Origin of the sequence: Saccharopolyspora oryzae, assembly GCF_027853915.1 — a bacterium.
Taxonomy (GTDB): domain Bacteria; phylum Actinomycetota; class Actinomycetes; order Mycobacteriales; family Pseudonocardiaceae; genus Saccharopolyspora; species Saccharopolyspora oryzae.
Window position 1 is genome coordinate 49566 of sequence record NZ_JAQGLA010000024.1, and the last position, 13112, is coordinate 62677.

At 72.5% G+C, this 13112-nt stretch carries 8 protein-coding genes; 5 read left to right on the top strand and 3 right to left on the bottom strand.

Going from position 1 to position 13112, the window contains the following annotated elements; all coding sequences use genetic code 11:
• Positions 1 to 78: 78 nt before the first annotated feature.
• The gene (locus tag OU415_RS17045) at positions 79 to 1029 is read right to left on the bottom strand and encodes a cobalamin biosynthesis protein (RefSeq protein ID WP_270949834.1); all 951 of its coding nucleotides are present in this window, start codon (positions 1027 to 1029) and stop codon (positions 79 to 81) included.
• A 191-nt stretch (positions 1030 to 1220) separates the two neighbouring features.
• Here OU415_RS17045 and OU415_RS17050 point away from each other — a divergent pair, with 191 nt between their 5' ends.
• From OU415_RS17050 to OU415_RS17065, 4 genes are all read left to right on the top strand, one after another.
• Positions 1221 to 2792 carry a TIGR02677 family protein gene (locus OU415_RS17050; RefSeq protein ID WP_408641861.1) on the top strand — a complete coding sequence of 524 codons (1572 nt, stop codon included), beginning with the start codon at positions 1221 to 1223 and terminating at the stop codon, positions 2790 to 2792.
• Entirely contained in the window at positions 2789 to 4003 is a 1215-nt protein-coding gene (locus OU415_RS17055; protein WP_270949806.1) for a TIGR02678 family protein, read from the top strand. Before OU415_RS17050 ends, OU415_RS17055 begins: the two co-directional genes overlap by 4 nt.
• Positions 4000 to 8097 (top strand): TIGR02680 family protein, encoded by a 4098-nt coding sequence (locus OU415_RS17060; protein WP_270949807.1) that lies wholly within the window; start codon positions 4000 to 4002, stop codon positions 8095 to 8097. The genes OU415_RS17055 and OU415_RS17060 overlap by 4 nt, the downstream gene beginning before the upstream one ends.
• A 124-nt stretch (positions 8098 to 8221) precedes the next feature.
• A complete protein-coding gene (locus OU415_RS17065) occupies positions 8222 to 9490 on the top strand; it encodes a TIGR02679 family protein (protein ID WP_270949808.1) in 1269 nt (422 codons plus the stop codon).
• On the opposite strand, the gene OU415_RS17070 is transcribed toward OU415_RS17065, so the two are convergent.
• Positions 9471 to 9956, bottom strand: a complete 486-nt coding sequence (locus OU415_RS17070; RefSeq protein ID WP_270949809.1) for a GNAT family N-acetyltransferase — start codon at positions 9954 to 9956, stop codon at positions 9471 to 9473. The genes OU415_RS17065 and OU415_RS17070 overlap by 20 nt on opposite strands.
• A gap of 85 nt (positions 9957 to 10041) precedes the next feature.
• Here OU415_RS17070 and OU415_RS17075 point away from each other — a divergent pair, with 85 nt between their 5' ends.
• Positions 10042 to 10593, top strand: a complete 552-nt coding sequence (locus OU415_RS17075) for a VOC family protein (RefSeq protein ID WP_270949810.1) — start codon at positions 10042 to 10044, stop codon at positions 10591 to 10593.
• A 131-nt stretch (positions 10594 to 10724) separates the two neighbouring features.
• On the opposite strand, the gene OU415_RS17080 is transcribed toward OU415_RS17075, so the two are convergent.
• Positions 10725 to 13031: a GH92 family glycosyl hydrolase gene (locus OU415_RS17080; protein WP_270949812.1), complete on the bottom strand. Its 2307-nt coding sequence runs from the start codon at positions 13029 to 13031 to the stop codon at positions 10725 to 10727.
• Positions 13032 to 13112: the final 81 nt, after the last annotated feature.

A 13112-nucleotide genomic window follows, 5' to 3' on the forward strand; every position in this document is an offset into this window, starting at 1 on the left:
CGCAAATTCCATTGAAATCGGACCTTCGATTTCAATGGAATTTGCGGCGGAGACGGACGGCGGAGCTGGGCGAGGGGGTCAGCGGCGGGTTCGGCGGATCGCTCGGGCCAGGGCGAAACCGGCCGCCAGGGCGCCCGTCACGGTGCCGATGACTCGGGACAGCTCGACGCTGCGGGTCACGTCGCCCGCATCGGCCGTGCGGCCTTCGCCGAGGACCGGGCGCTGCTCCACGACGTGGCCGTAGACCGTCCGGCCGCCGAGGCGGATCTGGAGCGCTCCGGCGAAGGCAGCCTCGATCTGCCCGGCGTTCGGGCTCGGGTGCGCCGAGGCGTCGCGGCGCCAGGTGTGCCACGCGCCTTTGGCCGAGCCGCCGACCACTGGTGCGCACGCCGAGGTCAGCACCGCCGCCAGGCGGGAGGGCGCCAAGTTGAGCACGTCGTCCAGCCGCGCGGACGCCCAGCCGAAGTTGCGGTAGCGAGCGGAGCGGTGGCCGACCATCGCGTCCAGCGTGTTCGCCGCGCGGTAGGCGAGCAGCCCGGGGACTCCCGCGACCGCGCCCCACACCAGCGGGGCGACCACGGCGTCGGACGTGTTCTCCGCCACGGATTCGACGGTCGCGCGCGCCAGGCCCTGGCCGTCGAGCACCGCCGAGTCGCGGCCGCACAGGTTGCCCAGCCGCTCGCGGGCAGCTTCGACCTCGCCAGCGTCGAGCAGGCGGGCCATCGCGGTGCCCTCGTCGGCCAGCGACGCGCCGCCGAGCACCACCCAGGTCGCCAGGCCGGTCACCGCCGCCTCCAGCGCCGGGCTGCGCTGCGACAGCCGCTGCGCGACCACGCCGAGCCCGACAGTGCCGCCGACCAGCACACCTGTGTAGATCACCCCGGCGAAGCGCTGGTCGCGGTGCAGGAGCCGCTCGGCGGCCTGCGCGGCCTTGCCGAAGGCCGCTACCGGATGTCCGCGCTCCGGGTCGCCGAGTGCCGCGTCCGCAGCCACGCCCAGCAGTAGTCCGACCGCCCGTCCCGCGCTCACCGGTGCTGTCCCCTCCAGATCGATCACGCCGCAAAACTGCCCGAAACGCTACCCGGCGGCCGGTGCGCGCGATCACCGCATGGCCAGGTGACCGGCCGTGTCCGCCCCACCGGATATCGTGGCGGACCGTGACGGCCCCGGACCACGAAGCCGATGTGCTGCGCGCGGGCGTCGCGGGTACCGCGGCGGACGTGCCTGCGCACGCTCTCGAGCAGACCCGCGACGACGGGCAGCGCCTGCAGCTGTTCGCCTACCTGCAGGCGCCCGAGCATCGCACCTACCTGGCGATCATGCGGCTGTTCACCTCGACGCTGCTGGCGGACCTGTCCGCGGGCGAGGTGGGCGCGGCGCTGGCCGCTGCCGAGCGGGAGGGCCGGGTGGCGCCCGGCGAGTCCGATGTGGACACCGTCATCGACCGCCTCAAGCGGCTGGTGAAGTGGGGCAACCTGGTGGTGGGCCGCCGCGAGACGATCGCGTCGAGCATCGCCGAGTTCCAGCACGGCAGCGTCCGCTACCAGGTCAGCAAGCTCGCGGTCCGCGTGCAGCGGGACGTCGACGCGCTGCTGCGGGTGCCGGAGGGCGCGCGCGAGGTGTCCCGCGAGCTGCTGCCCGCCATCGACCGCGGTCTGGCCGGGATCGGCACGGCGCTGTCGGACGCGTTGACCGCCGAGAGCCGCGATCCGCGGGCGAAGACCGCGCGGGTGGCGCGGGAGCGGCTCGCCGAGCAGGTCACCACGGTGTTCCTGCAGCACGCGGAGTTGGCCGCCACCGTCCGCGACTTCTACGCCTACCTGGGCCAGGTGGTGACCCGGCACCAGTTGGCGCCGGACGAGATCTCCGGGTTCCGCAACCTGCTGGTCGAGTACATCCAGATGGTGGTCGAGGACGTGCTGCGGCACACCGAGACCATCGCCGGGTCGCTGGCCGGGCTGGCCGGGGTCCGCGGCGAGCTGCTGCGCCTGCTCGGACCGGCCGACCAGCTGGGCACCGACGTGGAGCGGGCGCGCGGGCGCACCGCGGCGGACTGGCAGGAGCTCACCGACTGGTTCGTGGACTCCCCCGGCCGTCCGAGCCAGGTCGCCGCGCTGCGCGAGGCCACCGCCCGCGCGATCGGCTCGCTGCTGGCCAGCGTGAAGCGGGCCACCTCCGGCGGCGGGCTGGTCCCGGGTCGCCGGGGCGAGCTGCTGAAGCTCGCGAAGTGGTTCGACGGTGCCGACGAGGCGACCGCGCACCGGCTGTACTCGTCGGCGTTCGGGCTGCACTCGGCCCGCCACCTGCAGCCGGCGCCGGACTACGACACCGACAACGACAAGGTCTCCTGGCGCGACGGCCCGGTGCTCGACGTCACGGTCAGCGTGCGCAGCCGCGGCGACCGCGGTGCCCGGGGCCGGACGTCGCGGGTGCTCGACGACCCGATGACCGAGGAAACCCTGCTGGCCCAAGCCCGCGAGGCCGACCAGAAGCGCAGCGCGGCGGTGGCCGAGCTCGCCTCGGCCGGGACGCGGCTGGCCGAGCAGCAGCTCTCCTCCGACGCCCTGGGCGTGCTGTGCGAGCTGTTGACGCTGGCGATGGCGCAGCGCGAAGGTTCCGACGAGCAGGGCACCGCGCTCGACCCGGTGCACCGGCTGCGCGTCACCGTGCGCCCGGTGGAGGGCCAGCACACCGAGATCGCCAGCGCGTCCGGTGTGCTGGTGCTGCGCGACACGGTGCTGGAACTCGCCGGGGACGGCGCGATCCCGGAAGAGCAGGAGACCGCCCGATGAGCACGACGACCTTCGACGAGCTCCCGGACATCGACGCGGCGAACGTGGTCCGCTGCGCGCGGGTGCTGCTGCGCCGTCCGCTGCTGCGCGCCGACGGCACGGACGGCGACCTGCTGCCGATGATCTACCGGCAGCGCGCGGTGCTCCAGGAGGTGTTCTCCTCGCTGCTGGGCTACCGGCTGGTGGTGGAGCGCCGCTTCGCCCGGCTGTACAAGGCGGGCACCGGTGAGGACGCCACCCGCGGCGAGGCGTCGCTGACCCCGCGCGGCTACGCCTACCTGGCGCTGACGCTGGCCGCGCTGACCGGCATCGGCCGCCAAGTGCTGCTCTCGCGCCTGGTCAGCGATGTGCGCGCCGCGGCGGCGGAGGCCGAGATCGCGGTGGTCGACGACCCGGCGGACCGGCGCGCGCTGACCGCCGCGCTGCGGCAGCTGGTGGCGCTGGGCGTGATCACCGAGACCGAGGGGTCGGTCACCGCCGAGTCGTCCGCGGAAGCGCTGATCACCATCGACACCGACCTGCTCGGACAGCTCGTGGCCGGCCCGCTGGCCGAGGCCGGCAGCCCCGAGCAGCTGATCGAGCTGGCCTGCGCGGCCGGGCCCCGCAACCTGGAGCACGCGGTCCGGCGGCGGCTGGTCGAGGACCCGGTGGTGCTCTACGACGACCTCCCGCCCGAGCAGTCCAGCTGGCTGCGCGAGCGCGTGACCCGCGAATCCCGGCTGCTGGAGCGGTTCTTCGGGCTGGTCAGCGAGTGCCGCGCGGAAGGCGTGGTGGTCTGCGACCCGGAGGACTACCTGAGCGACCTGGCCTTCCCCGGTCCCGGCACGGTGGCCCGGATCGCGCTGCTGGCGCTGCCCGAGCTGCTGTCCACATCGGACCCGGACGCCGCGGGCAAGCACCCGGTGACCTGGCAGGACCTCACCGACGTGTGCCGGGACCTGGTCGAGGCCTACCCCGCCGCGTGGTCCCGGCAGGCCACCGAGGACCACCAGGACCTGGTGCACTCGGTGGTCGGGCTGCTGCGGCGGCTCGGCCTGCTGCAGGAGGCCGACGGGAGCTGGCTGCTCAGCCCGGCCGCGCACCGGTGGCTGCCGCAGCCGGACGCCACTCCGGCGACCAACCGGGAACCGGAGCCGCCACCCGCCCCCGAGCCGGAGGGCTGGTCCCTGTTTGACGAGATGTTCGACGAGATGCGAGGGGAACAGCGGTGAGCCACGAAAGCACGGAGCCCGCGGCGAACCGCTGGCGGCTGCACCGCGGCGGGATCGTCAACATCTGGCAGTACGCCGAGACGACCTTCGACCTCGACGGCGGGCGGGCGATCTTCCAGGGCACCAACGGTTCCGGCAAGTCCCGGACCCTGGAGCTGCTGCTGCCGCTGTGCCTGGACGGCGACCTGCGGCAGCTGGGTTCCAAGGGCTTCGACACGGTCAGCATCCGGCGCCTGATGCTCGACGAGTACCCGGGCGGGCCGAACCGGATCGGCTACGCCTGGATCGAGCTGCGCCGCGAAACCCCCGACGGCGGCGAGGAATTCCTGACCTGCGGCGTCGGCGTGAAGGCGTCCAAGACCTCGCAGTCGATCAGCGATTCGTGGCGGTTCATCACCAGCCGCCGGGTCGGCATCAACCTGTACCTGGTCGGCGCGGACCGCGTGCCGCTGGGTTCGGCGCAGCTGCGCGACCTGCTGGGCGCCGACTGCGTGCTGGACGACCAGGCGTTCCGCGCCAAGGTCGCGGCCACCGTCTACGGCGTGCCCGCCGCCCGCTACGGCGACCTGCTGCACCTGCAGCGCACGCTGCGCAACCCCGACGTCGGGCTGAAGGTGCTGGAGGGGCAGCTGGAGCAGATCCTCTCCGACGCGCTGCCCCCGCTGGATCCGGGCCTGATCGAGCGGCTGGCCACCTCCTTCGACGACCTGGAGTCGATCCGGGAGAACATCGTCCGGCTCACCGGCGCGGACAAGGCGCTCACCGCGTTCCTGTCGACCTACTCCGGCTACGCGTTCGGCGCGCTGCGCGACCGGGCCGAGGCGATGCGCACCGCCCAGCAGAAGCTCCGGGCGCTGCGCAAGGAGCTGGCCGCTCTGGAGAAGCAGGTCGCCGGCAAGCAGCAGGACCGCGAGGCGGCGCAGCAGACGATCGCCGAGCTGGAGCAGCGCGAGGCCGAGCTGGAGTCCAGCATCGACGCCCTGCGCTCGCACCCCGCCTACTCCGAGCTGCAGAACCTGCGCGATCGCGAGCAGCTGGTCGAAAGCGCCCGCAGCTCGGCGGTTTCCGCGCTGGACACCGCGGCCAAGCACCGCGCGCAGGAGAACCGGTCGGCGGAGTCGGTCGTGGGCATGCTTCGGCGGTTGTCCGGTGACACCGAGGCCGCCGGCCAGGCGGCGGCGCGGGCGGCTCAGCAGCTGTCCACCGCTGGTCTGGACGGTTCGCTGGTGCCGAAGCCGCCGACGATCCCGGTCGCGGAGGTGCGTGCCGAGCAGGCCGAGGTGCGCACTTCGCCGGAGCCCGACGCGGCGCCGCAGGCCGTGCAGCGCGCCGTCGCACCGCAGCTCGACGCCGATGCGCTGGCCGCGGAATTCCGTGCTGTGGTGGACAATTCGCAGCACATCGCCGCCGAGTCCCGGCAGCGTTCGGCTCTGACGCTGGCGCTGCACCAGCAGGCCGTGGAGCTGGACGCCGAGCAGGACAAGGTCGCCGAGCTGCAGCGGCAGGCCCGGCAGGCGCAGCTGACCTCGACCGAAGCGGCCGGGCGGCGCAACCAGGCCCAGCAGGAACTCGCCGACGCGGCCGCGGTCTGGGTCGAGCGCGCGCAGAAGTGGGCCGCCGAGTGGCCGTCCACTGTGGAGGAACCGGCGCCGGAACCGCCCGCCGCCGACGAGCTCGCCGAGAACCGCACCGCGACCCGGCAGGCCCGCGAGGAGGCCCGGCGCTGGGCGCGTCCGCAGCTGCACGAAGCGCGCCGCCAGGTCTCCGCCGTCGAGCAGGAGATCTCCGAGCTGCGCGCGGACTCCCGCATCCGCGAGAAGGAACTGGCCGAGCTGCGCGCCGGTCACGAGCAGACCCCGAGCCGCCCCGGCTGGGCCGACGCCGAACGGGATCCGGCGCAGGGCCGCGCCTTCTACGAGCTGGTCGACTTCCAGCCGTCCGTGAGCGCGGCCGACCGGGCCGGGCTGGAAGCGGCGCTGCAGTCCAGCGGCCTGCTCAACGCATGGGTCACCGCCGACGGCGCGGTGCCCGGCCTGGCCGACCTGCTCGCCGAGCCCGCGGACCCGAGCACCGGCGGCACCCTCGCCGACCTGCTCGCCCCCGCCACCGTGACCGGCTGCCCGATCCCGCCGGAGCGGGTCGCGGCGCTGCTGTCCGCGGTGTCGACCGATGGCAGCGCCGGACTTTCGGTGTCGGTCACCGGAACCTGGCGCGCCGGCGTGCTGTCCGGCTCGTGGCGCAAGGACGCCGCGGAGTACGTCGGAGCGGGCGCCCGCGAAGCGGCCCGCGCGCGGCGCATCGCGGAGCTGGAGGAAGACCTGTCGCGGCTGCGCGCCGAGGTCGGCGACGGCGAGCGGCGGCACCGCGAAGCCAGCGAGCACGCCGCGGAGCTGGAGCAGCACCTGGAGTCCTACCCGGACGACGGCGACCTGCTCACCGCGCACGCCAAGCTGACCACCGCGATCGAGGCGGCGGCCGACAGCGAGCAGAAGGTCGTGCAGCTGCGCGAGCAGCACGAAAGCGCCGACCAGCGCTGGCAGGCCGCGCACGCCGAGCTGGTCCGCTCGGCCGGTGAGGCGGACCTGCCCGCCGATACACGGGCCCTCGACGCCGCGCACCGCGCGGCCATCGACGCCCGCAGCGGGATCGATGCGCTGCGGGACGCGATCGAGTCGCGCTGCCTGCCGACGTTGGCGGACCTGCAGGACATCTCGCTGCACCACGACGTCGCCATCGCCGACCGGATGGAGGCCGAGGCGCAGGCCGAGCAGCGCTGCGCCGCGTACGCCGAGCAGGCCACCGGCCTGGCCGAGCTGACCGAGGCCGTCGGCGGCGAGGCGCAGGAGATCTCCGACAAGGTGAGCGCGTTCGAGCGCGAACGCGCCGAGCTGCGCAAGCAGCTGCCGCAGGCGCGGGAGCAGATCAGCTCGCTGCGCGAGGCCGCGGCGCGGCTGGAAACCCAGCTGGAGAACAAGCAATCGCAGCTGCCGGGCCGCGAGCAGGACGCGTCGTCGGCCACCGAGATCTTCCAGCAGGCGCTGCGGATCCCCGGTCTGTGGTCGGCGGCCGAGGTCGCCGAGGAGATGCCGGCCGACCTCGACGAGGCCGCCGGGCTGCTCACCGGCGCCGAGCGGCGCGGATCGTCGGAGGCCACCGTGCTCAACCGGCTGCAGACCCTGCAGCACTCGCTGAGCGGCAACTACGACATCACCGCCGCCGACCAGCACGGCCTGCTCACGGTGACCGTCACCGGCGAGGAAGGCCCGCAGCCGGTCGCGGAAGCGGCTCGCCGGGTCGGCGAGCGGCTGGGCGAGCAGCGCGGCTACCTCAACGAGCGCTACCAGTCGATCTTCGCCGACTACCTGATCCGCGACCTGGCCGAACGCCTGCGCGGGCAGATGTCCATCGCCGAGGACCTGTGCAAGCGGATGAACGAGGTGCTCGACGGCGCCCGCTCCAGCCAGGGCGTGCACGTCCAGCTGGACTGGCAGCCGTCGGCGGCGCTCGGCGAGGACATCAAGCAGGCCATCGACCTGGTGCGCACCCCGTTCGCCGACCGCAGCGACGACCAGGACGCCCTGCTGCGGCGGGTGTTCACCGACCTCATCGAGGCCGAGCGGGACAGCACTTCGGGCGGTTACGCGGAGATCCTGGCCCGCGCGCTGGACTACCGCTCGTGGTTCGCGTTCACCGTGCGGGTCCGCGACACCGGGCCGGACAGCAAGCCGCGGGTGCGGCGCCTGCGCCAGCTGTCCTCCGGCGAAACGCGCCTGATCTCCTACGTGACGCTGTTCGCCGCGGCAGCGGCGTTCTACGACGCGGTCAGCGTGTCCTCCGACGGCCGGGGCCCGCTGCGCCTGGTCCTGCTGGACGAGGCGTTCGAGCGCCTGGACGACCCGACGATCGCGCGCATGCTGGGCCTGCTGGTGGACCTGGACATGGACTGGCTGATCACCTGGCCCAGCGGCTGGGGGGTCTCGCCGAAGATCCCGAAGATGCACATCTACGACGTCCTCCGCCCCCGGAGCGGCCACGGCATCGCCTGCACCCACACGACGTGGACCGGAACAACGCTGGACCGCAGCGACGTCTAGAAGAGCTCTCCGTTTCCGCAGGTCATGGCACGTGAGTACGTTGGGGTGCTACAGCGCCTCGAAGTGCTCACGTGCGTTCACCAGGGCGAACAGTGCCCTGAGCTAGGTCGTAGGAGGATTTTCCGTGGGGGTTGCGGACGACGTTCGCGCTGCGTGGGGCGTCGAGGCTCTGCGCGGGTTGTGGGAGCAGGCGCGAGAAGCGCTGGAGGCGCCCAAGCCCGCGGCGACGTTCCGGTTGGAGCTGCCCGACGCCGAGGCGCAGCAGGCCGTGGGCGAGGTTTACGGGCGCCCGATGATGGGCATGGGCACCCGGATCAGCGTGTCCAAATTGGACGCTGCTGTTCGGGAGCGCGGATTCGGGTTGGGACTCGAGGAAGTCCTGGAGATCTTGCACGGGCGACCGGTGGTCCAGCGAGAGTCGAGCTCCGGGGATGAGCAGCAGGAGCAGACGGTCGCGACGCTGCGCGCGGCGCTGGACGAGCAGGGACTCGCTGACGCGGACTGGGTCGCGCCGTGGATGCAGTGGATCCACCAGTACGGCCGGGTCGCCGCGGACGAGCTGCCGACCGTCGCGCGGCGCGCGGCCGGGGTGCTGGCCCGGATCTCCTTGGACCGCGCGCCCGAGGTGTGGACGTCGCGCGGTGAACTCGCGGCGCGCGTCAACGCCGAGTACCAGCTGGACAACGGCACGACCTTGAGCCGGGTCGTGCTCAAAGCCGCCGCGCTGGCGCACGGGGTCGAATCGCCGAGCAACGAGCGGGAGCGACGAGCGCTGTGGGAGCGCTGCGGCGTCACCCTCGACGCGGTGTCCTCGACCGTGCTCAGCTGGGCCCTGCCGCTGGTCGGCCCGGATGCCTGGTCGAGCACCGTCCGGCAGCGCTCCGAGCTCGGCCTGCCGACGCACCTGACCCACCTCGACCTGCGCACCGCTCCGCCCCGGCTGGTCGAGCCCGGCACCGCCGTCGCGGTGTGCGAGAACCCGCGAGTGCTGGAGTGCGCTGCGGCGGAACGCATCGAGCACCCCGTGGTGTGCGTGTCGGGACATCCGTCGACGGTCGCGCTGACCCTGCTGGGCCGGCTCATCTCCGACGGCGCGACGTTGCACCACCACGGCGACTTCGACTGGACGGGCATCGGCATCGCGCGGTCGCTCTGGGAGCACCACGACGTCCAGCCCTGGCGGATGTCGGCCGCCGACTACCGCCAGGCCGTCGACCGGGCCGCCGCGGAGCGCACCGACCTGCCGAACCTCGTCGGGACCCCGGTGCCGACCCCGTGGGATCCGGCGCTGGCCGAGCTCATGTCCACCGCTGCCCGCGCCGTCGAGGAGGAAGTCGTGCTGCCGACCCTCCTCGACGACCTCCGGACCGGGCTCACAGAAGCCGGTACATGACGAGCAGGCCGACGTAGCCGTGCACCGGGTGGTGGAAGGCCTGCGGGAGCGTCCCGACGATCTCCATGCCCAGGGACCGCCACAGGCCGACGGCCCGGGTGTTGGTCTCCACCACGGCGTTGAACTGCATCGCGCGGAAACCGTCGGCCCGCGCCTGGTCCAGCACGTGGCGCCCCAGCGCACGCCCGGCACCGCGTCCGGCGTGCGCCGGGTCGACCATGAAGCTCGCGGTCGCCACGTGCGCGGCCGGGCCTTCGTGGTTCGGCCCGGACACCGCGGTGCCGAGCACTGAATCGCCCTCGACCGCGACTACCGTGCGCCCCGGAAGCCCTGGGAACCACCGCTCCCAGGCGCTCTCCTCGGAGATCCCGCGGTCCCAGGAGAACGTCTCCCCCGCTGCCGCGATGTCCCGCATGAACGGCCAGATCGCCGGCCAGTCGTCCGGGCGCGCGTCGCGAATCAGCATGACCAGCAGCTTGGCCCACCGGGGCCGGCGTCCGCCACTCGATTTCCACCGCTCCCGAACGCGGGCTCTGCGGTAGCTTTCGGATGTGGCGCCGGTCGTCGTGGAGTTCTCGGCGCGGGAGCCGGAGCGGCTCGCGCGCTGGTGGGCCGACGTGCTCGGCTGGCACCTCGACGGCACCTCGGTGCGCCCCACCGGCGCCGGGGTCGAGCTGCGGTTCGTGCCGAGTTCGACGACCAAGACCGGCAAGAACGGCGTGCACCTGGACCTGCGCAGCGAATCGCACGACGACCAGAACAAGATCGTCGAGCGGCTGTTCAACGCGGGTGCCCGCTTCGCCGACATCGACCAGAGCAGCGACGTGCCCTGGGTGGTGATGGCCGACGTCGAGGGCAACGAGCTGTGCGTGCTCGAACCCCGCAAGGTCTACGAGCGCACCGGTCCGGTCGCCGCGATCGTTGTCGACACCCCCGACCCGCGCGCGCAGGCCCACGCCTGGGCCGAGACGACCGGCATGGACCTGGTCGGCGACCGCGCCGAATTCGCCTCCCTGCGACCGCCCTCCGGCGAGGGCCCCTACCTCGAATTCCTGGCGGCCGACTCCGGCCCCACCGGAATGCTCCGCCTCCTCGCCGAGTGACCCCGGGGCCGCGACGGGAAGTGGTCAATTCCGCGGCTCGACAGCCCGGCCCGCGCGTGCGCGACGCAGCATCTTGGCAGGCGGGCCGCGCAGGCGGTGTTCCGGGCGCGGCCCGCCGTCGGCGGGCTGTGTCAGTGCGCGTCCGCTTCCTGCGGAGGCGTCGACGAGGCGCCCCAGCCCTGCGGCGTGTCGCTCATCGCGAAGCGCAGCGTGCCGCCCCGCAGCAGGTCGGCATGGCTCAGGACCGGATGGTTGATGCCCTGGCCGTTCAGGGACAACGACTTGACGTACTGGTTCGTCGCCGCCCCCGGGGCGCTGATGGTCAACGGGCGGGGCGCGTTCGGCAGTTGCACCCAAGCCCGGTCGAAGAACGGGCTGCCCACGGCGTACGTCGCCGATGCGGGGTTGACCGGGTAGATGCCCAGCGAGGACAGCACGTACCAGGCGGACATCTGTCCGCAGTCCTCGTTGCCGCTGAGACCGTCGGTGCGGTTCGCGTAGTTCGCCGCGGCGATGCGGCGCACCGCCTCCTGCGTCTTCCACGGCTGGCCGGCGTCGTCGTAGAGGTAGGCGACGTGATGGCTCGGCTCATTGGTGTGGTTGTTGTGGCCGCCGGCGAAGTAGTCGTCCAGCCACGCCGCGAACTTCTCCTGACCGCCCATCAGGTCCATCAGCCCCGGGACGTCGTGCAGGACGTCCAGCGTGTAGACCCACCGGTCGCCCTCGGTCCAGCCGCCGATCGCCCAGGAGCCGTCGAGGTTGCGGGCCTGCATGAAGCCGGTCGCGGGGTTGTACAGCTTCTTGTAGTTCGCGCTGCGCCTGAGGAACATCTCCGCGTCGTCGGTCTTGCCGACGGCCTTGGCGACCTGGGCGACCGCCCAGTCCTCGTACGCGTAGTCCAGCGTGCGGGACGCGGACTCCGCGGTGCGGTCCGCGGCGACCCAGCCGTTCTGCTCGTAGTAGGTCAGGCCGGCCCGGGCTTCCACCGGGGTTCCTTGCTGGCGGTCGAAGTAGGCGAGTTCGGTGTCCTTGTCCGGCGGGGTCATCGCGTCCTTGCGCACCGCCTCGTACGCGAGGTTGCGGTCGAAGCCGGTGAAGCCCTTGGCGATGTCCTCCGCGATCACCGAGTCGGCGTTGGTGCCGACCATGATGTTGGTCTCGGTGATGTTCTTCCACATGGGCAGCCAGCCGCCCTCTTGGTAGTCGTGGAGCATCGAGGTGACCATGTCGTCGATCCGCTCGGGGGCGAAGAGCGTCAGGAACGCGTTCTCGGCGCGGAAGGTGTCCCACAGCGAGTAGCCGGTGTAGCTGACACCGGAGTGGACCTCGTCGTCGTAGGCGCTGTAATAGCGCCCCTGTTCGGAGTTCTCCGACGGGTACTGCAGGGCGTGGTACATCGACGTGTAGAAGATCGCCTGCTGGTCGGCGGTCGCACCTTGCAGACGGACCCGGTTCAGCTTCTCGTTCCACTGCGCTCGGGTGGTTTCGGCGATCTGCTCGAAGGACCGGTCGTCCGGGGCCTCGGCGGCCAGGTTGGCGCGCGCCTGCTGCAAGGAGATGAACGATGTCGCGATCCGCACCTGCACGGTCCGGGTGCCGGAGGGGAAGCGCACGTACGCGGACAGGTCGCCGTCGGTGCGGTCGCCCTGGCCTTCGTGCAGCGTCCCGCCGGTGGCCGTGCCGTAGCTGTCGAAGCCGGTGTCGAACCGGGCGACGAAGTACCCCTTGAAGTTCGATGCCTTGAACGGGCCGAGGTTGCTGTCCTGCCGGTCCGGGTTGTAGCCGGTGATCTCCCGGGTGGCGGGATCGACGTGCACGTTGCCGGTGACGCCCGAACGGGTCGCCTGCAGCACGAAGTTGGTGTCCACGCCCTCCGGATACGTCGTGCGCAGCAGACCCACGCGGGACGTCCCGGTCATCTCCGTCTTCAGCGTCCGGCCCGAACCGGCCTGCATCCGAACCGAGTAGCGGTCCGGTGCGGCGTGCTCGTCGGCGTGGCTGAACGGCAGCGCCCGGTCGTCGGGGCTCGTCTTCACCGGCCCCACGCCGGGCATGCCCACCACGTAGCCGGAATCGCCCATCCAGATGGCCGGCTGGTGGGTGCCGATGAAGCCGCTGATCTTCGTGTCGTCGTAGTGGTACGGGGTCCGGCTCACGTAGTTCTGCCGGGTCATCGGCGACCAGCGGGTCATGGCGAACGGCGGGGCGGTGCTCGGGATCATCCCGCCGTACTCGGTGTCGCTGCGGCCCGACGTCCCGATGAACGGGTTGACCAGGTCCACGTTGGACTGCTCGGTGTCCGCCCGGCCGGTGGCGGCGGACGGCGGGGTGAACGCCGCCACCAGCGCCGTTGCGATGACGAGGGCCCACGCCAAGGGGACTGGGTGCCGGCGCCGCAGGCGCGGGGAGCCCGGGGCCGGGGATCTGCCGTTGCGCATGCAGACTTCCTTCACTGAGTTGACATCGTTGTCGAAGGGCGGGCCAGGTGGGTCGCGGGCGCGTCGTAGACCTGCAGGTGG